The sequence below is a fragment of the Paenibacillus doosanensis genome (assembly GCF_025060755.1).
Taxonomy (GTDB): Bacteria; Bacillota; Bacilli; order Paenibacillales; family NBRC-103111; genus Paenibacillus_S; species Paenibacillus_S doosanensis.
This window is the reverse complement of the sequence record NZ_JANYUY010000001.1, coordinates 412,517-433,408: the sequence shown is the minus strand read 5'-3', so window position 1 is coordinate 433,408 and position 20,892 is coordinate 412,517. Positions and strand designations below refer to the sequence as shown.

The 20,892-nt window shown below is 56.9% G+C and carries 12 protein-coding genes; 8 read left to right on the top strand and 4 right to left on the bottom strand.

From position 1 onward, the window contains the following. Positions 1-51: 51 nt before the first annotated feature. A complete protein-coding gene (locus N0M98_RS01885) occupies positions 52-831 on the bottom strand; it encodes an EcsC family protein (RefSeq protein ID WP_259616774.1) in 780 nt (259 codons plus the stop codon). Positions 832-1,107: 276 nt separating this feature from the next. Between N0M98_RS01885 and N0M98_RS01880 the strand changes: the two genes are divergently transcribed. Together N0M98_RS01880 and N0M98_RS01875 are read left to right on the top strand one after the other, a co-directional pair. Then, positions 1,108-1,875: a DeoR/GlpR family DNA-binding transcription regulator gene (locus N0M98_RS01880; RefSeq protein WP_249862116.1), complete on the top strand. Its 768-nt coding sequence runs from the start codon at positions 1,108-1,110 to the stop codon at positions 1,873-1,875. 115 nt (positions 1,876-1,990) lie between these two features. Beyond that, positions 1,991-2,842, top strand: coding sequence for an EamA family transporter (locus N0M98_RS01875; RefSeq protein ID WP_259616773.1), 852 nt, complete (start codon positions 1,991-1,993; stop codon positions 2,840-2,842). A gap of 379 nt (positions 2,843-3,221) precedes the next feature. Here N0M98_RS01875 and N0M98_RS01870 read toward each other — a convergent pair whose 3' ends face one another. Together N0M98_RS01870 and N0M98_RS01865 are read right to left on the bottom strand one after the other, a co-directional pair. Then, positions 3,222-3,905, bottom strand: a complete 684-nt coding sequence (locus N0M98_RS01870; RefSeq protein WP_249862118.1) for a response regulator transcription factor — start codon at positions 3,903-3,905, stop codon at positions 3,222-3,224. Positions 3,906-4,114: 209 nt separating this feature from the next. Continuing rightward, positions 4,115-5,617 (bottom strand): ATP-binding protein, encoded by a 1,503-nt coding sequence (locus tag N0M98_RS01865; protein ID WP_259616772.1) that lies wholly within the window; start codon positions 5,615-5,617, stop codon positions 4,115-4,117. A gap of 148 nt (positions 5,618-5,765) precedes the next feature. Between N0M98_RS01865 and N0M98_RS01860 the strand changes: the two genes are divergently transcribed. The 5 genes from N0M98_RS01860 (at position 5,766) to N0M98_RS01840 (ending at position 18,314) form a co-directional block, all read left to right on the top strand. Then, complete coding sequence (locus N0M98_RS01860; protein ID WP_249862120.1) at positions 5,766-7,082, top strand: ABC transporter substrate-binding protein; 1,317 nt, start codon at positions 5,766-5,768, stop codon at positions 7,080-7,082. Between the two features lie 70 nt (positions 7,083-7,152). Further along, complete coding sequence (locus N0M98_RS01855) at positions 7,153-8,040, top strand: carbohydrate ABC transporter permease (protein ID WP_259616771.1); 888 nt, start codon at positions 7,153-7,155, stop codon at positions 8,038-8,040. Positions 8,041-8,064: 24 nt separating this feature from the next. Further along, a complete protein-coding gene (locus N0M98_RS01850) occupies positions 8,065-8,943 on the top strand; it encodes a carbohydrate ABC transporter permease (protein ID WP_249862122.1) in 879 nt (292 codons plus the stop codon). Then, a complete protein-coding gene (locus tag N0M98_RS01845; protein ID WP_259616770.1) occupies positions 8,940-10,391 on the top strand; it encodes a sulfatase family protein in 1,452 nt (483 codons plus the stop codon). Before N0M98_RS01850 ends, N0M98_RS01845 begins: the two co-directional genes overlap by 4 nt. A 342-nt stretch (positions 10,392-10,733) precedes the next feature. Continuing rightward, positions 10,734-18,314, top strand: a complete 7,581-nt coding sequence (locus N0M98_RS01840) for a polysaccharide lyase family 8 super-sandwich domain-containing protein (protein WP_259616769.1) — start codon at positions 10,734-10,736, stop codon at positions 18,312-18,314. Between the two features lie 111 nt (positions 18,315-18,425). On the opposite strand, the gene pyk is transcribed toward N0M98_RS01840, so the two are convergent. Further along, the gene (pyk, locus tag N0M98_RS01835; RefSeq protein WP_259616768.1) at positions 18,426-19,844 is read right to left on the bottom strand and encodes a pyruvate kinase; all 1,419 of its coding nucleotides are present in this window, start codon (positions 19,842-19,844) and stop codon (positions 18,426-18,428) included. Positions 19,845-19,983: 139 nt separating this feature from the next. Between pyk and N0M98_RS01830 the strand changes: the two genes are divergently transcribed. After that, positions 19,984-20,769 carry an AraC family transcriptional regulator gene (locus N0M98_RS01830; RefSeq protein ID WP_249862126.1) on the top strand — a complete coding sequence of 262 codons (786 nt, stop codon included), beginning with the start codon at positions 19,984-19,986 and terminating at the stop codon, positions 20,767-20,769. The last annotated feature ends 123 nt before the right edge of the window (positions 20,770-20,892 follow it).

Below are 20,892 nucleotides of genomic sequence, written 5' to 3'. Positions count from 1 at the left end.
GAAGACCGCCTCGGCGATGAAACCGTTCATCGTCAGGCGGTCTTCGCGCTGCTATTCGTCAAGCCGCCCTGGCTCGGCTTGACGCCCGGCTTCCTGCAGCCAGCGCATCCGGTAGCCGTTCATCGCCGTGCGTCCCAGCTCCTCCAGAAGCCCGTAATTCGCCCAGGCTCCGACGACGGCGCCGATGCCGGGAACGAGCTGGAGCATTTTGCGGAAATCGATCGTGTCGCGGTATTCCTGCTGCAGCTCTTGCCAGTCGATGTGGCGAGCGTACGATTCTGCCGGAGGGAGCGAGCGCTTCGTCTCCGGCCAGAGGGCGATTTTGCGCAGCAGCTCCGGCTTTTTATATGGGCTGGAGAAGGCGAGCTGGAACAAATACAAGACGAATAACCGCTCCCGGTAGTCGCGCGTCGAATGCCCGTATACGTGAGCCAGCTCGAATAAAAACTTCATTTTGATCCCGATCAAAATCGGAAAATCGGCCAGTCCGAGCAAAATGCCTCCGGCCCCCGTTCCGGCTCCTTCCGCGGCGGCGAGCTTTTTGTAAAATCCGAGCAATTCCTCCGCTTTATGATCCCGCAGCGCCAAGGACAGGCCGGCTAACGGCGGGTTTTTCGGCATATATTCGATACTGAACAAAGCGGTTTGGACGATGCCTTTGACCGCTGCGGTAATCGTCTGATGCACTTTATCCGGGATGACCTGATTGATGCGCGTCGAGACGGCCTTGGACGTTTTCTCCAGAAAGCCCGGAGGCTTCAGCAGCTCCAGCTCCCACCGCTTCAAGGCTCTGGCCGTTTGCTGCTCATAAATGCTTCCGCTCATGTCCATGCGGTCAAGCCTCCTTTTTCTCATTCTTAGGGGGATACGATTGCAGAAGCGCGGCTCTTCTCTATTATATCGCGAAATGGAGCGGTTTGCTCGGCGGGGAAGACAGACTCCGGCCTCCGCTTGCGGGGGAGGATTGTGGGGAATTGTGCGTTTATGTGCGGATGCGTTTTGAACCTTGGCTGCAGTATGATAAAATACGTGAGAGAACACGTTTGACGATACGTTTCAAGGCAGGGAAGGCGGGCCGCGACCGTCCACCGGAAAGGATGTAATGATTTGTTCGTACAACAAAGGCATCAAGCGATTCTTCAAAAATTGCATAAGGAAAAATCGGTAGTCGTCTCCGAACTGATCGAAATGTTCGGCGTATCGTTCGAGACGGTTCGCCGGGACCTGGAGTTTCTGGAGAAGGAAGGCTTCCTGAAACGAGTTCACGGCGGGGCGATTCCCGCGGAAATCGATTATAAGAAGGAGCAGCCGCTTACATTCAGGGAGACGAAATTCGTAGAGGAAAAAAGACAGCTCGTAGAACTCGCCACCCGCTATGTGACGGAAGGGCAGTCGATCGCGCTGGACGTCAGCACGACGAATACCGAGTTCGCCAAAGCGCTGAAGCCCAAATTCGAACGGCTGACGATCATTACGAATTCGCTGCCGATCGCCAATGAGCTCGTAGAGATGCCGCATTATACGATTATTTTAACCGGCGGCGTCATTCGCAACGAGGAGCGGGGCGTGATCGGCGATTTGGCCGAAGCGTTCGTATCGCAGTTTCATGCCGATTTGTTCTTTATGAGCGTCTCCGGCATTTCCCTTGAGGCGGGGGTTACCGATTTCGGCATCGGCGAAGTGCAGTTGAAAAAATTGATGCACAAAAACGCCAAGCGGACGATCGCGTTGGCCGACAGCAGCAAATTCGAGGTCGTCTCGCTGCTGAAGGTGTGCGGCATCGACGAAGTGGAACGCTACGTAACAGACCCGCTGATCGACAGAGAGATCGTCGAGCGGTACAAGAGCCATGGGCTTGAGATCGTGTATGAGTAATCTGAGTTATTGTGTATAGAAGCCGTCCGATTACGGGCGGTTTTTTGTTTGATATATTGAATATTTGTGTGTTTGTGTGCTATTATGTGTGTTGGATAAGAGAGGGGATGAAATCTTGATTATTGCTGCGGTGCTGCTGGTCATTTGTTCCGGACTTACTCATGCGGTCTGGAATTTATTTGCAAAGAAGAGCGAAGAGAAGGGCTTGTTTCTATGGGCGATTCTTGTTCCTTCCGTCCTGCTGCTGCTCCCTTCCTCGGTATGGGAAATTGCTGGCGCGTCTTTATCGCTTGAAGGGTATATGCTCATTGCGCTGTCGCTAGGTTTGCAGGCCGCCTACGGCTTGCTGCTGACCGAAACCTACAAGCATGGCGACCTGTCGCAGGTGTATCCGATCATGAGGGGCACTTCGACGCTGCTTATTCCGGCCATCGGCGTGTTTTTTCTCGGGGAATCGCTGTCCGGGTGGGGATGGCTCGGTTTGTTCTGCATAATCGCCGGCATTTTCATTATGAGCGGATGGACGTTCGGCGCAGGAGCTGCGGTGGAGCTCAAGCCGGTTTTGCTTGCGTTCAGCGTCGGCTTGTGCACGACCTCCTATGTGCTCGTCGATAAGCTCAATCTGCAGCATTTGTCGCCGTTAACCTTGCTGGAGGTGGCCAATGTCGGGTTTGTTCTGGGGATTACCAAGCCGGTGCTTAAGATGGACCGTCTGAAGGAGAAGCTGGCGGCGAACTGGAAATGGATCGCGATCGGCGCGGTTCTTAATCCGGGCTCTTATTTGCTGTTTCTGTATGCGATGAGCATATCTCCGGTATCGCATATTTCTCAGATCCGCGAAATCGGCGTTGTGTTCGGGACATTGCTTGGCATTTTCGTATTGAAGGAAGCCCAAGGCTTGAAAAGAGTGATATCTTCGGCTATCGTCGCACTGGGAGTTATGATCGTCGCCGGGTTTGGAGCTTAATACGGCATCTGGTCTCTACCTTGAACGCTCAGACGCACCGGGATTTTCCCGAGGCGCCGGAGAGGGAAGAGGGGACGCTAACCGAAACCGCCTTCGATATCGTTACGCTCGATGAGGCCGGGAATCTCCATTTTACTCGCTTCGGGGCGGGGGAGGATCGTCTGGTTATGCGCCCGATATGATGCGCGGGCAGGTCTCGAACCAGCAAAAGCGCCCGGAATAAGCGGGGAGCCGCAGCTAAAGGCATAGCAGCCGTCCGCGGCGAAGGACGATATGCAAAAAGCCCGAACGTCCGCGAATGATCCGCGCCTCCGATCGTTAGTCTGCGTCTAACCTTCGGGGGCGCTTGATCAAGGGACGTTCGGCTCAGAAGAGAGAGCTACAGCTTTTTCAATACTTCGAATATTTTCAGCTCGTTGACGGAGGCGACGACTTCGGCCGTGCTTTGCATTTTGAACTTTTTGAGAATGCTGCCGACCTGCTTCTTGATCGTCTCGTATTCGACGGTGCGTTCCTCCGATATTTGCCTGCGCGTCTTGTTCTCGCACAGCAGCTTCAGCACCTGCAGCTCGCTCGGCGTCAGCTCCGAAATAATCTGTATGACATAGAGCAGGCTGGTCTCCGTTTTCTTGATTCTTACGAACTCCTCGCGGATTTTTTCCGCAATCATCGGCCGGATCGGCGAGCGGTTATGGTAGGCCGAACGGATCGCCTCGATAATTTCTTCCTTCTCCGCGGTTTTCAGAATATAGTCCATAATGCCCGTTTGAAAGGCGGCGAATATAATATTGTCGTCCTTATGCACGGTCAGCACGATAATTTTCATATGCGGCAGCTTCTCGTGAATTTGTTTGGCCGCATGAATGCCGGCGAGCGGGTCTTCCATCTCGATATCCATCAGCACGATGTCCGGCTGATGCATGGCGGCGTACAGGACGGCTTCATAGCCGGAGCCTGCCGAGGCGACGCTCTCCATATCCGCGCATCCCGCGATAATCCGCTCCAATCTGCGGCGGTGCGCCTCCATATCGTCTACGATCAGCACTTTGATTCTGTTCTCCATCTGTAAAGCGACCTCCCTTTTCAACCCCATACTGTATTAAAAAGATCTGTTAACGGTGAAAAAGTCCGCTGCGGCGTCCATTTGATCTTCCAATCGCTTGTTGAAATCGAGTCTATCGTTGTTCGGATTCCAATGTCCTCTCCGCCGTTCCTCGCCGGATTTTGGATACGGGGGTATATTTTATTCCCCCCTTGCGGGAATTCCGATTTCTAAATGACCGGCAAATAAATGCGGAACGTCGTGCCTTGGCCGAGCTTGCTTTCCACGCTGATTTTGCCGTCGTGGCCGGTAATGATCTTATGGCAGTACGACAGCCCGATGCCCCAGTTATGAATCGACGGCTTCGTCGAGAAGAACGGCGAGAAAATTTGCTCCAGCAGCTCCTCCGGCATGCCGGGCCCGGTATCGGCGATCGAGATCATCCCCCAGCTGTCCTGACGGCCGAGCTGGATCGTGATCGTGCCGTCCGGCGTGCCGGCCATCGATTCTAAAGCGTTTTCGATAATATTGAACACGGCCTCGGCCATATGCTGCTGATCCATGTAGGCCAGCGGTACGTCGCTATGGGCGAGCACCTTGATGCTCGGCTGCACGTTCCCCTGCCGGATGCGGGCAAGCGCCTGCTTGACCGGCGCGTTCAGGCGGCAAGGCTGCAGGTTCAGCTCGATCGATTTGAGCTTGTGCACCGCGTCGTTGATGCTCTCCATCGCCGACGAGCAAGATTGCAGCATCAGGTCCAGGCTGTAAGAGGTGTCCTCGTCATCGGCATATTTTTCCTTCAAATATTCGGCCTCCGAGCGGACGGCGAGCAGATGGTTTTTGACGGCGTGTGTAAACGCTCTCGCGCCGAGCGACGCGGTGTCGATGCTTTTGTTGATCTGCACGTCCTGATTTTTATGATACGCCTCGATCGAATTGTACTTGAATACGATAAAGATGAGAAACGCAAGCGCGGCAAAGACGATATACGGAAATAAATATAACGTCCACGGGTACGAGCCGATCGGCGGCTGGAGATAATTGTAATAGCCCTCCAGATAGGTTGCGATCACCAGATTTTTGGGCGCCCACGAGAACATCAGAAAATGAATCAGCACGACGGGAACGAGACTTAATATATGGTACAGTGCATAATTTTTCAAAAAACGGATTTTCGGATAATTGATATAGTAGTTCAGCAGCATGAAGAAGGCCGCCAAGATTAGACCGTATCCCGCATAGCGCAGCCCGGTCTCCAGAGCGTTAACGAGACTTCTCAGCGCCTCCCCCTGTTCCTCCGGACTTTGCACGATAAGACCCTGCAGCCGGATCTGGACGCCGGGATCGTAGAACAAATACGTTAGCAGCGAAAAAACGGCGACAATCCCGTACAAGAAAGCGTTCGCTCGCCTTCGGGCGGTTCGTGTGAAGGAGATGGCGAAGCACAGCAGCGAGCCGTTGAACGCGATAATGCCCCCGTTCAGCATCCGGATCAGCGCGTTGGCGTTAAATTTGGTCAGCACGAGATAATTCCAGGTGCCCGGGCTGAAGTCGAAAAACGTATGAATAATGTTGTAGTAATAGTTGAATTTGCTTAAGTACAGCGTAAAGGAAACAAACGAAATGACCCATCCGAGGATAATGCCGAACATAAATCGGGTGGACAGGCTGTTCAATCTGCGGTAGGTAAGCAGAATCGTACAGACGATAAACAACAAGGTGAAATAGATCATGTTGAACGACTCCATATACACAATTTGCGGGTGGAAGGCAAGGGAGGGGGAATAAAACATTCACCTTCTGCAAACGGATCGGATTCCCCTATAATTAGGTCAGCGAAAACGTAAATCTTATGATAACAAAACAAAGGGTGGATGTAAAATGAAAAAAGTGATGAGTCTGGCTCTCGTCGGCACGCTGCTCGCAGGGGTTGCGGCGGGCTGTGGCGGGAAAACAACGGAGAATCAAGCAGCGGGTAATGCCTCAGGCTCGGATTCCAAAGAAATCAATTTGCGCATGACGGTGCTGCCCGACGATCTGGAGACGACCAAGCTGGCGTACGAGGAATTCAAAAAGGACAACCCGAACATTAACGTCCAGTTCGAGACGATTCCGCAAGCGCAGTATTATGAAAAGCTTCGTTTGCAGCTGTCCGGCGCAGAGAAGATCGACCTGTTCGGCGGCAATATGGATGTGTTCCTCGATACGGGCATTCTGGAGCCGCTCGACGATTACATTAAAAAAGACAATGTCGACGTATCCGGCTTCGGTCCGCTGCTGGACGGGATGAAGGTCAACGATAAAATTTACGGACTGCCTTACCGCAAATCGAATTACATGCTGTACTATAATAAAACGTTGTTCGATCAGATGAACGTGCCGTATCCGAAAGCCGATATGACATGGGATGAGTTCCGCGACCTGGCGAAAAAGATGACCAAAGGCGAAGGCGCGAACAAAGTTTACGGCGCTTACTTGCAGCAATGGGCGCAAACCTGGTACATGCAGGCAGTTCAAACCGGCGCTTCCATCATCGACAAAGATTTGACGCCGTTTAAGAAAGCGCTGCAATTCCGCAAAGATTTGGAGCAGGACGGTTCGATCATGCCGTGGTCCGAGCAGGTGACGACTTCGGCGCATTATAACTCGGCCTTCCAGAAGGGCAACGTAGCGATGAACATTATCGGCGACTGGCATGTCGCGCAGCTGCGTCAAGCCGAAGCGGATAAAAAAATCAGCTTCGACTGGGATGTCGTTCCGATCCCGCATCCGGCCGGCGTAGCGCCTAATACGAGCTTGGCGACCCCGGTGTCGATCATGATCAACAAGGAGTCGAAGAACAAGGAAGCGGCGTTCAAGCTGCTGCAGTATTTGACCGGAGCGAAGGGCGCCAAAATTTTCGCTTCCAAAGGCTTCCTGACCGGATTTACGAATGACGACATCCGCAAAGCGTATGTAGGCGACGGCAGCATGAAGCCGAAAAACATCCACTACTTCGTCGAGCAAAAGGAATATCCGGAATATCCGCTGCTGCCGGGCGTGAAAAACATCGTTGTCGGCAACATCTATGTACAGGAAGGCGAGCTTGCCCTCTCCGGCGGCCAAACCGTCGACCAAGCGATTCAAAAAATCGGCGAGCGCGTGCAAAAGGAATGGGCGGACAAATACGCCAAGGATTACAAAGCGGGTAAACAATAGATAAAAAAATGGGATCGCCCGTATTCCTAGGATTACGGCGCGATTCCGTTTGCAGGAGGGAGCTGAACGCATGCAGGCATCAAGAGCGTTAACGAGACGAAACCGGCTGGTAGGGTATGCTTTTTTGCTCCCGAATATACTCGGTTTTCTTATCTTCATTTGCTTTCCGGTCGTTGCCTCGTTTCTGATGAGCTTTACCGATTGGAACGGCTTCGGAGACATCACGTTCGCCGGACTGGACAATTACAAGCGGCTGATCGGCGACGAATCGTTCCGCATTTCGCTGCTGAACAGCATTGTCATGATGGTCGTATCCGTTCCGCTGACGCTGCTGCTCGCCATTCTTGCGGCCGTGGCGCTGAATAGAGGAATCAAGGGACTCAAAATATTTCGTACGGCGATCTTTCTGCCGCATATTACGGCAACCATTGCCGTCGCGGTCGTCTGGCAGCTGCTGTTCAATCCGACGATGGGGCCGATCAACGGCATGCTGAAAAGCATCGGCGTCGATCATCCTCCGGGCTGGCTCGCTTCGACGCAGTGGGCGCTGTTCTCCGTCATTATCGTTACGATCTGGCAAAATGTCGGCTACTATATGGTGCTGTATTTGGCGGGCTTGCAGGGGATTCCGAAGGACTTGTACGAGGCGGCGGAAATCGACGGGGCGGGCAAGCTGTCCCAGCTCGTCAAAATTACGATTCCGATGCTGTCGCCGGTTATTTTTTTCACCGTCATTATGGGCATTATCAATTCGTTCAAAGTGTTCGACCTGATCTTCCTTCTGACCAAAGGGGGGCCGGGACGCTCCACGCACGTACTTGTATACGATATTTATTACACCGCCTTCCAGCGGTACGAATACGGCTATGCTTCGGCTATGGCCTATGTGATGTTCGCCATTATTATGCTGATTACGGTAATCCAATTCCGCGGCCAGAAAAAATGGGTCAACTACTAACCGACGAACGGGGATGACAAGAGAATGAATTCAGTCGCGCATACTTCCAAACAGCCGCATTCCTTGAAGCTTACCCGCTCGCCGGGAGCGCGGATCGTTAAAGGATTGTTATATATTGTGCTTATCGCCGTGGCAGGCTCGATGATACTGCCGTTTCTGTGGATGATCTCCGCTTCGTTCAAATCCGAGGCGGAAGTATTCGGCTTCCCGATCCAGTGGATTCCGAGCACGTTCTACTTCTCGAATTATTCGAAGGTATGGAACGACCTGCCGTTCTTCACTTATTATTTCAATACGATCAAAATTGCCGTCAGCACGACGGTGCTGCAGATCGTCACCTGCTCGATGGCCGCTTATGCGTTCGCCAAGGTACGGTTTCCGGAGCGGGACAAGTTGTTCTTCCTGTATATTACGACGATGATGATACCGTTTCAGGTGATGATGATTCCGCAGTTTTTGCTGATGAAGCAGTTCGGCCTGCTGAATTCGCATTGGGCGCTCATTCTGCTCGGAGCGTTCAGTCCGTTCGGCGTGTTCTTGTTCCGGCAGTTCTATATGTCGATTCCCGAGGAGCTGTCCGAGGCGGCGAGGATCGACGGGCTGAGCGAATTCGGCATTTACGCGCGAATTATTCTTCCGCTTACGCGTCCGGCTATCGCGAGCTTGACGATCTTTACGTTCATGCATTCGTGGAACGATTTTCTCGGGCCGCTCATTTATTTGAACGATGACAAGCTGTTTACGCTGCAGCTCGGCATGCAGCACTTCCAGACGGAGCATGCGACGGAATACGCTCCGCTGATGGCGGCGGCCGTCTGCGCGATCATTCCGACGATTATCATTTATTTCATCGCTCAGGATCACTTCGTGGAAGGCATTGCGGCGGGAGCGGTGAAAGGATGACGGATACGATGAACGAGCCGGCGGGCCTGACACGCAAGCCGAACATCGTCTATGTGTTTGCCGACCAGTGGCGCAGACAGGCAGCCGGTTTCCGCGGCGAGGATGAGGTGATGACGCCGAATATCGACGCTTTTGCCGCGGAGAGCCTGGTGTTTAACCACGCCGTCAGCTGTACGCCGCTCTGTTCGCCGCACCGGGCGGCGCTGATGACGGGAACGTATCCGCAGACGAGCGGCGTGTACACGAACTGCAAGCTCGGAGCGGACATACAGCTTCGCGAGAGCGATATGTGCATCGGCGATGCGCTGAAGCAATCCGGCTATGCGACCGGATATATCGGCAAGTGGCATCTCGACTTGCCGGAGCAGAACGTCGCGGAGCGGCCAGAATCGGGAGCGGCCGGCTGGGACGCCTATACGCCGCCCGGGCCGAAGCGGCACGGCTTCGACTTCTGGTACTCGTACGGCACGTACGACGAGCATATGACCCCGCATTATTGGCGGGATTCGCCGGAGATGATACAGATCCGTCAATGGTCCGTCGAGCATGAGACGGATATGGCGCTCGATTACTTGGAGCAGCGGGCTCGGCGGCGGGAAGAGCCGTTCGCGCTGTTCGTCTCCTGGAATCCGCCGCACAGTCCGTTCGATCAGGTTCCGGACCGCTACAAGCGGATATATGAGGGACGGACTGTGAAGTTTCGGCCGAATGTGCGGGCGGAAGGGCTGGCCGCGCATACCGGCGAGCCGTTCGAGGACGGAATCGAGCGTCTGACGGAATATATGAACGACTACTGCGCCGCCGTTACCGGCATTGACGAGCAGTTCGGCCGTTTGCTGCAAAAGCTGAAGGAGCTCGGGCTTGCGGACGATACGCTGGTCGTGCTGTCGTCCGATCATGGCGAGCTGATGGGAGCCCACGGCTTAATGGCGAAGCATTCCTGGCATGAAGAATCGATCGGGATTCCTTGTCTGATGCGGTGGCCCGGGCGTATTGCCGCCGGTGAGACCGACCTCCTATTCAACAGCGTCGATATTATGCCGACGCTGCTGGGACTCGCGGGGCTGGCGATCCCCGAGACGGTAGAGGGAACCGACTGCTCCGGCCCGATTCTCGGCCGCGGAGGCGACGCTCCGTCCGCCGCGTTCATCTGCGCCTTCCCGGGACGCAAGGACGCGATCGAGCAGTTCGCCGCCCAAGGGCTCGACAACAAGCGCTACGGCTGGCGCGGGGTGAGGACGGCGCGGTATACGTATGTCGTGCACCGGGGTTACTCGGCCGTCGATCCGAGCTTCTGCTTGCGTCTTCTGTACGATTTGCAGGAGGACCCTTACCAGATGAATCCGCTCAAGCTGCAGAGGGCTTCGCAGCATCCCGTGGCGGAGCGGCTGGAGGGCCAGCTCCGCGAATGGCTTAAGGCTGCGGGCGACGCTTTTATAGCCGAATAGGTCACGGGCACCGATGAAAAGACGTCGATAGAAGGTGTTCTTACTATAAATATAGAATTTGGAAAATATCAGGATTGCCTGTGAGGCTTGCGGAAGCAACAGTAGAACAGAAGAGGAAATGGCTGTGGGGCGGAGAAGCGATAGCGGCCGCCTTTGAACAGCGGTTGGAACCCCATAGCCCATTTCCTTCCCACGCTCAATCGTGCGGGTTTAGACAAGGACTTAGCCGCAGCTAAATTTTCTCAACGAACGGTTTCTCCGAATCGGAGGCGTTCTTTTTTTAAAATGATATGTTACCGCTTACATAAAATGGTCATTTCATAACTAGAGGAGGAATCATGTATGTTCGGTTCGAAACGGTTCCGGTTATTTGTATGCCGGCTGCTAGCCGCAATGCTGCTTGTTTCCCCGGCTCTCTCCTGTGCCGGAGGCATTCCCGGAGCGGAGGCGGCGGCCCGCGTCTACGTGGCGGCGAGCTTCGACAGCTACCCTGCGACCCCTTCGACTTCGGGGCCGGCGGCGGAGGTCGGAGGCAATTGGGGGCTGTACAACGCGGACGTAAGCGCGGGCGATTATGCGGTCGGGGAGGCCGTCTACTCGCGTGCGGATCGCAGTTTGCGGCTTGTGTCGACTTCGGCCGGCAAAGTCGTCAATACGGCGAGAACGCTGTCGGCGCAAATTACCGGTAAAGTCGTCCTGGAGGCTTCCGTTCTGTTTGCGGATACGACGCATGCCCGCAGCGTGCTGGAGCTGAAAAGCGCGAGCGGGTTGTATACCACTATTGTGTCCGTAGATGCCGGCGGCAAAATGAAAGCGTTTAACACGCAAATCGGCTCCTACGAGGCGAATACGTGGTATTCGGTACGCGCATTTCTCGATCAGGATCAGCGGCTGCTCGACGTATTCGTCAACGGACAGCCCGTGCTGACGGGCTCGCCGCTTCAGGCGAATTGGGATAAAATTTCTTCTATTAAAATTTCCCAAACCGGGACAGGCGGTTCGCCGGCCAGCATGTACGTCGACGATGTGAAAATTTCCGAGTTTGTCCCCGTCAGCGGTATTGCACTGCCGTCCGCCGTGTCGCTGGCGGAAGGGACGACCGCTGCGCTGTCTGCGGATGTTCGTCCGGCGGATGCCTCGGACTCCCGTATCTTATGGTCGTCCGCAGATTCTTCCGTAGCCGCCGTGGATGCGGATGGCATCATCAAGGGCGTTACGGCGGGGCAAACCGTCATTACGGCGACGTCGAGAGACGGAGGAAAAACCGCATTAACCGCTGTTACGGTGACTCCGGTCGTTCATGTCGACAAGGTGCTGCTGCCGGAGGCGGTCCGGGTGGCGGAAGGAATGAGCGTAACATTGAACGTGTACGTCGAGCCTGCTTCGGCGACCGATCAGCGCGTGAGCTGGTCTTCCTCCGACCCGGCCATTGCCGCCGTCGATAGCGACGGCGTCGTCAGCGGGATCAAGGCGGGAACCGCGCTGATCACGGCAGCGTCCGTGGACGGCGGGAAAACGGCCGCAACGACGGTCACGGTCGTGCCGTTCGTCCATGTTCAGAGCGTCTCGCTGCCTTCGGCTCTCAGCATAGCAACCGGAGAGTCCGCGTCGCTGCCTGCCGTCATTGAACCCGCCGAGGCTTCCGATCCCCGTCTGGAGTGGTCTTCGGACGCGCCGTCGATAGCCGCCGTCGATTCGCAGGGCATTGTGACCGGCATAGCGGCGGGGACGGCCGTCATTACGGCCAAAGCCGCCGACGGCGGGGCGAGCGCGTCGTCGCTGGTGACGGTAACCGATGCGATCATTGCTGTGGAACAAGTCTCTTTGCCCGCTGCGGTAACGATGGATGTGCAGGATACGATAACGCTGCAGCCCAAATGGACTCCGGCCAACGCGACCAATCGCGATGTTTCGTGGTCTTCGAGCCGGCCCGAGGTAGCCTCGGTCGATGAAACCGGGCTTGTCCGCTCTTATCAGCCGGGAACCGCGCAAATTACGGTAACGGCGCAAGACGGCGGAAAGACGGCGGCCACGACCGTAACGGTGCGGCAGCAGGCGGAGCCGGCCGATGCATTCGACCTCATGCGGCTAAAATGGAAAAAAACGCTGGACGGCGGAGCCGCCATTGATACTACGGATGCGAACATTGCGGAGATCGTTTCGTCGACCAATACGAGCGCGGCCAATTACTGGAGCACGTTGAACACCGATCCGGGACGATCCTATTTGTGGAGCGACGTGCTTCCTTCCGACACGGTATCCGACGGGGTGACGACGAACTACACCCGGCTGAAAACGATGGCGCTTGCGTATTCGATGAAAGGCGGCGCGCTCTACCATCATATCGGGCTGCGGGACGATATAATAGAAGCTTTGGACTGGCTGTACGCCAATCAATATAACGAAACGGGCATTCAGTACGGCAACTGGTGGAACTGGCAAATCGGCGCGCCGCTGCGGCTGGCCGATCTGACGGTGCTGCTGTACGACGTTTTGACGCCGCAGCAGCTCAGCCGGTACGTCGGGACGATGGATCATTTTATCGGGGATATTTCGCTTCCGAGCTTCACGCAGACCGGGGCCAACCGTTCGGACATTTTGACGGTAGAGCTCATCATGGGCGTCGTGACGAAGGACGACACTCGCTTAACGCATGTACGCGAGCAGATGAGCCCGCTGTTTCCTTATGTGACCTCCGGAGACGGTTTTTACGAAGACGGCTCGTTCGTCCAGCATTCCACCGTCGCTTACACGGGAAGCTACGGAGAGGTGCTGATCCGCGGCGTCGGCAATTTGCTGTATATGCTCGCCGGCACCGACTGGGAGGTCACCGACCCGCAAGCATCGAATGTATTCCGCTGGGTTAACGATGCTTTCGCTCCTATCATCTATAACGGCCAGGTGATGGATATGGTCCGCGGCCGGGCCATCGCCAGAGAGGCGAACACGGTCAATCAGGCGGCGGGAGGCATTATTGCCGGAATGGCGAGGCTCGCCCAATTCGCGCCTGCGGACGATGCGCTGAAGATGAAGCAGCTGATCAAGCATTATTTGACGGCGAACGCGGACTTCAACTATTACAAGCAATTAAGCGATGCGGAGACGATTCAGACGGTGAAGCAATGGATGGCCGATCCGGCGATTGTAGCCGAGGGAGACGGGCCGGCGCATTACGAGCTGAACGGGATGGCGCGGTCGGTGCACCGCGGCGATCAATATGCGTTCGGCGTCAGCAAAAGCTCGAAGCGGATTCAGACGTACGAGCTGACGAACGGGGAAAACGGCAAAGGCTGGTATACCGGGGACGGTATGACGTATTTGTACAACGCGGATAAAAACCAGTATACGAACGATTACTGGCCGACCGTCAATTTGTACCGTTTGCCGGGAACGACAGTGGATACGCGGGAGCGCACGTTTACGAACTACCAGTACGGCGACGGGGAAGCGGCGCCCGGCAATTCCTGGGCCGGGGGCGTCGCGCTGGGAGCGTACGGCGCGACGGGAATGAACCTGCAGCAGATCGGCACGACGCTGACGGCGAACAAGTCGTGGTTTATGTTCGACGACGAAATCGTCGCTCTCGGAGCCGGGATCAGCAGCAGCGACGACCGCACGATCGAGACGACCGTCGATCAGCGTAAGCTGAACGCTGCCGGCGACAATCCGTTTGTCGTCGACGGGGTGACGATGCCTGCCGATGCGGGCTGGTCGCAGGTTAGCGAGCAGACGCATTGGGCTCATCTTACCGGCAATGCGCCCGGAGCGGATATCGGTTACGTGTTTCCGGATGCGCCGAGCGTGCATATGCTGCGGGAGCAGCGCAGCGGCACCTGGCTCGATATTAACGATAACCCGACGACTTCTTCCGATGTGCGGACGAACCGATTTTTGACGATGTGGTTCGACCATGGGCATAACCCGGATAACGGGACCTACAGCTATATCGTGCTGCCGAACAAATCGGCCCAGCAAACGAGCGATTACGCTGCGCATCCCGGGGTGACGATTATCAGCAATTCCCCGGCGGTGCAAGCGGTGCGCGAGCAGCAGCTGCATATTACGGCCGCGAACTTCTGGAAGGAGGAGCCGGCGACGGCGGATTTCATCACAAGCAGCCGTCCGGCGTCCGTTATGGTCAAGGAGCAGGAGGACGGCGGCAAGCTGGAGCTAGCCGTAGCCGATCCGACGCTGGAGAATACGGGGACGATCGAGCTGGAATTAAACCGTTCGGCAGCCGGGGTATTGTCCTCCGACGAGCAAGTATTCGTGACGCAGCTGTCGCCGACGATCAAATTGACCGTGAACGTGAACGGGACGATGGGCAAAACGCTGCATGCCGTCTTTGATACGGACCCGGCAAAACCGCGGCCGGAACCTGCCACACCTGCCGCAGAACCGGGCAATGTGCCGGACCCGCTTCCGGCCGTACCTCCGATCGCGCATGTATACGATGTGTTCGACGGGCAAACGGCGGGCAACCAGCCGGAGGATTGGAACGTCTCAACGGATAAGGATACGACCGCTTCGCTCGTCGGACTGAGCGGCGCCGACGGTCTGTCGCTGCGGCTGCTCGATAGAAGCGGCAGCGGCTCTGTGGCGGCGTCGCGGGATTTTGCCCGCCAGACCACGAAATTCGAGCTGGAATGGAAGTGGGCTTCGACCGCCCCAGGAGCCGCACCGGCCTTCGAGCTGACGGACGGGGTGACCGCAGCAATCGTATTGCGGGCGCATGACGACGTATTGAGCGTGCAGGATGCGGACGGCCGAGAGCGGCAGGTGGCCGCGGTCGCCCAAGGCATGTGGAATCAAGCGAAGCTTCGGATCGATCCGGTCAGAAATACGTTCGACATCAGCGTGAACGGGACGCTTGCCGCTATCGGCATACCATTCAGTCATGCGGGAAGCGGCATCGACGGGCTTCGCATTGCAACGGAGAAGGACAATGCGTCGACGGCTCTGTATGTTGACGATGTGATCGTCTACGTATTCGGCGCTTCCCCTCTCCTGTACGATAATTTCAACGGCACGGACACCGGCGCGAAGCCGGAAGGCTGGACGATTGCAGATAAAGCGTCGACGGCCGAAGTATCCGTGGCGGAGATGCCTTCGGTGGCAAACAAAAGCTTGCTGCTGAACGATAACGACAGCAAATTTTCCGATGCGGCCAGCCGGACGTTTGCCCCTCAAACCGGCAGATTCGTCGCCGAATGGAAATTTCGCGAGAAAAATACAGGCAAATTTTCGGCCTTCGAGTTAATGAACGGAAGCACGTCACTGATCAAGCTTAGCTCCAACGGGACGCTGAAGCTGACGGGCCCGGGCAATGTAACGACAGATTTGATCAAGGTTGCTACATTAAATTGGCATACGGTCAAGCTGGATGTGGACGTAAGCCGGCAGCGGTTCCAGCTGTACGCGGACGGCGCTTTGATCGCCGCGGACGCCGTATTCTGGAACGAAGGGAGCGCGATCGACGGCATCCGCTTCAGCACAAGCTACGGCGCGGTCGACGCGCCGGTCTACATCGATGATGTCAGCGTGTACACGTTCGTGCCGACGGCCGATCATGTCGCAGTGACGCCGGCGAGCTTGACGCTGGGCATCGGCGAGACCGCCATGCTCCAGGTGTCCGTAACACCGGCGGATGCGGTGAACGGACAGCTAGTATTCGAAAGCTCCGACGCGTCGGTAGCCGGCGTCGACTCGCAGGGCGTCGTCACAGCGCTGTCAGCGGGCCGCGCGGTAATTACCGTGCGCACCGCCGACGGAAGTGAGCGGGCAACCAGCGCCGTGACGGTGGCCGCAGCACCGGGTGGAGGCGACGGCGGCAGCGGAAGCGGAGGCGATGGCGGCAGCGGAAGCGGAGGCGATGACGGCAGCGGAAGCGGAGGCGATGGCGGAAGCGGAGGCGACGGCGGCAGCGGAAGCGGAGGCGACGGCGGCAGCGGAAGCGGAGGCGACGGCGGAAGCGGAGGCGATGGCGGCAGCGGAAGCGGAGGCGATGGCGGCAGCGGAAGCGGAGGCGATGGCGGCAGCGGAAGCGGAGGCGATGGCGGCAGCGGAAGCGGAGGCGATGGCGGAAGCGGAGGCGACGGCGGCAGCGGAAGCGGAGGCGATGGCGGAAGCGGAGGCGGAGGCGACGGAGGCAGCGGAAGTGGAGGCGACGGCGGCAGCGGAAGCGGAGGCGATGGCGGCAGCGGAAGCGGAGGCGATGGCGGCAGCGGAAGCGGAGGCGATGGCGGCAGCGGAAGCGGAGGCGACGGAGGCAGCGGAAGCGGAAGCGACGGCGGCAGCGGAAGCGGAGGCGATGGCGGCAGCGGAAGCGGAGGCGATGGCGGCAGCGGAAGCGGAAGCGGAGGCGATGGCGGAAGCGGAAGCGGAGGCGATGGCGGCAGCGGAAGCGGAGGCGATGGCGGCAGCGGAGGCGGAAGCGGAGGCGATGGCGGCAGCGGAAGCGGAAGCGGAGGCGATGGCGGAAGCGGAAGCGGAGGCGATGGCGGAAGCGGAAGCGGAAGCGGAGGCGATGGCGGCAGCGGAAGCGGAGGCGACGGCGGTAGCGGAAGCAGGAGCCACCGCAGCGGCAGCAGCGCCGGAGGCGACAGCGCGAGCGGCGTGAGCGGCGCGGTATCCGCGCTGGCCGAGCTGGAGCGCCTGCTGCAGCAGCAGGCCGGCGATAGCGGCGGCGCATCGCAGCGCCAAGCGCTGCAAGCGGCGCTCGATCGGCTGAGCGTCCTCGAAGCGGCGCCGGAGGCCGCGGATTCCTCGTCGGCGGCACTGACCGCCGATGATCTAACGGCGCAGCTCGCCCGGCTTGACGAGCTGCGCACGGCGGCCTCGCAGCGGCTGCAGGCGGCCGGTCTGCCGCTGCCGCAGAGCGGCGACTTAACGATCCGGCTGGAGACGCCGGATGCGGCGAAGCCCGCTTCGCTGCAGCTGCCCGCAGCTATGTTCACCAACCTGGGCGATTACGGCTATACGAGGCTACGCACAGAGCTGAACGGGGTTGCCCTGGAATGGCTGCCGGAATCGCTTGCGCTGGATGGACTGAACGCGTTCCAAATCAGCGTCATGCAGACGCAAGCGGGCAGCGCCCCGGCGTTCGAATTGCGCTTGCAAGGAACGAATTCCGCCGGCGGCACGGCGGCAATCGACCGCTTGCTCTCTCCTGTGACGGTCAGCCTTCCTTACGCTTTGCAGCAAGGAGAGGACCCTGGTTTATTGACCGTCTTCTATATTAACGGTTCCAATCCGCCGGAGAATAAAGCGGGACGGTATGACGAAGCGACGCATACGGTTCGATTTGTAACGGATCATTTCAGCACGTACCAAGTTTCAATCAACAACCTTTCGTTCGCCGATATGCCTTCGTCTCATTGGGCGGCTCGTGCCGTGTCGGTTTTGGCGGCCAAAGGCATTATCGAAGGCAGAGCAGACGGCAAGTTCGAGCCGGACGCTCCGGTGACCCGCGCGGAATGGATGAAGCTGCTCGTTAAGACCATGCAGCGGCAAGCCGCCTCCAAGCCGGCGCAAGAGCTGCCTTTTACGGATATTTCCCCAAGCTCCTGGGAGTATAAGGCTGTGCAAGCGGGCTATGAAGCCGGATGGGTTCAGGGTGTCGGCCAGGCAAGGTTTGCTCCCGAGCAGACGGTCAGCAGGGAAGAAGCGGCCGTATTCGCGGCGCGTGCGCTGTACGGCGCGTCGATCGATGCGACGGCGGAGGATGAAAGAAGGTTGAATGATTATTCCGACGGCCAGGCCGTCTCCGGATATGCCCGGGGAGCGGCGGCGCTGCTGCTGCGCGACGAATTGCTGCACGGCAAAAGCGGCATGCGGCTGGACCCGCAAGCCGCAATGACCAGAGCGGAAGCGGCGGCATTGATGTTCGCGCTGTTTAACGGCAAGGGCGCAGCAGACCGCTAGGCGGCTAACCCGAAACAAAGCAAAAAGCTGCAGAGAACGTTCTCTGCAGCTTTTCTTATTTTCTTGCGCGGATGAAGTGAGGTGAAAAAGAGCGGAGGGGCCATTTGAATCTTAGACATTCTGAATTTTAATCAGATTGGTGGACCCGGATTGCCCCACCGGAACGCCTGCGCTAACGACGATCAAGTCGCCCTGCTTGATGATGCCGGATTTCACGCCGCTGCCGATAGCCGATTCGAACATGGCGTCGGTCGATTCCGCTTTCGGTCCTGGGACCGGAGTGACTCCCCAGCATAGCGTAAGGCGGCGCAGCACCCAATCGTTGGCGGTAACCGCGATAATCGGAGATTTCGGACGGTATTTGGATACCATCCGCGCGCTGAACCCGGTCTCCGTCGGAGTAATGATCGCCTGCGCCTCCAGGTCGAGCGAAGAGCCTACGGCGGCTTGGCTGATTACTTCCGTGATGTTCGTTTTGCGCAGCGCCGCTTTCTGCGACAGCATCTCGCTGTAAGGCAGCGTCGCTTCGATGTTCGTTGCGATAGCCGCCATCGTCCGGACGGACTCCACCGGATATTTGCCTGCGGCCGTTTCCCCGGACAGCATCAGCACGTCGGTGCCGTCATAGACGGCATTCGCCACGTCGGACGCTTCCGCGCGAGTCGGCCGAGGGTTCGATTGCATCGAATCGAGCATATGCGTCGCGGTAATGACCGTTTTGCCGACGGCATTGCCTTTGGCGATCATCTGCTTCTGAATGATCGGCACATCCTCCACCGGAATTTCGACGCCGAGGTCGCCGCGGGCGACCATAAGCCCATCGGAGGCTTCCAAAATTTCATCCAGATTGTCTACGCCTTCCTGGTTTTCGATTTTGGAAATAATTTGAATGTGAGAGGCTTTCTTTTCCTCCAAAATTTTCCGGATTTCCATAATGTCGCTTGCTTTCCGCACGAAGGAAGCAGCGATGAAATCGACGTTCTGTTCAACGGAGAACTGAATGTGCAGGACGTCTTTTTCCGTTACGCCCGGCAGGGAGGTGTGTACGCCCGGCAGATTGACGCCTTTGCGCGGTTTGATCACACCGCCGTTCAAAATGCGGCAGCGGATCTCGGTGCCTTCGATCGCTTCGACGCGCAGCTCGATCAATCCGTCGTCGATCAGAATGCGCGAGCCTACGCCGACATCCTGAGTCAGTTGCGGATAAGAGACGGAAATCCGGTTGGCCGTGCCTTTGATCTGTTCCGTCGTTAATGTCAGCTCGCCGCCGGTGTGAAGCTCGTAGGAAGCCTCTTCCAGAAGTCCGATGCGAATTTCCGGCCCTTTAATGTCGATCAGGATGGAGACCGTTGCGCCGAGCTCTTCCGCAGCCTGACGCACTTTTGCGATCCGTCCGGCATGATCCGACAATTCGCCGTGGGCCATATTAATCCGGGCTCCGTTCATTCCGGCGCGAATCAGTTCTTTCAGTGTATCGATCGAATCACAGGCAGGTCCCATAGTGCACAATATTTTCGTTTTACGTAGCATGGATCAGTTCCACTCCTTGTTGTTTATATGCTGTTGGAACTCATTGTAGGGAAAATTGTCGAATTAGACTATGAAATATAGTACGGCAAATGTATAATAGTATCGAAAAACTACGTTATATAGAGCAGGTGACCCCGCGATGCTGCATATGGAAACCGTTCGTCAGGATACGGGAGTCCAGTGGTTTGAGGAATATGAGGAAGGAGCCCCGTGGTATTTGCTCATTCTCGTCACTTACGGCAAATGCTTATACTGGGTTCATCAGGAAAAGCTGATGCTGGAGAAGGGGGATTTGCTGCTGATCCCGAGCGGCGTTCCTTTTTACGGCAAGAGCATCCCGACTGTCATGCATGAGAAATATGTCGCCGCTTTTCGCGACGAAACGTCGTCTCCGGCGCTGCCGCTACTGTCGGCGCAGGACTTTTGCAAATGGAAAACGGGAAAATACGAGCTGCTGCTGCAAAGGTTCCGGATGATGCATGAAGAATGGAATGAACAGCTGCCATACCGCGAAGCGATGTGCCAATCGCTGGCGCTCGAAATATTGACGCATTGGAACCGGGAGCTGGACGAAGGCAAGCCGACCTCCGTGAAGGAACGGCATATCGAGCTGATGAAAGCGTACATCCAAAATCATTACCGGGAAAAAGTGACCAAAGAAGATTTGGCGAACGCGATCGGCAAAAGCCCCAATTACGCCGCTTCGCTGTTCAGCGGGGTGACCGGGCAAACGATAGGCGGTTACGTTCACGCGCTAAGGGTAAAGACGGCCGTTTATTTGCTGACGCATTCCCGCAGAACGGTAGCAGATATTTCCGATTATTTGGGCTACTGCGATCCGTCTTATTTTCACCGCATCTTCAAACGGGAGACGGGCAAGCTTCCCGCGGCTTATATCAAAGAACGGGAACTGCCGGTCCAATGAAAAATCGGCTTGTCCGCTGCTTTCTATCGACCGCAGGCCATGAATCAATGACCGCTCTTTTCAATCTGCCGATCGAACTATGACAGAACTTGTCCAAGTCCTATGGTATGATAAAGCCATGAC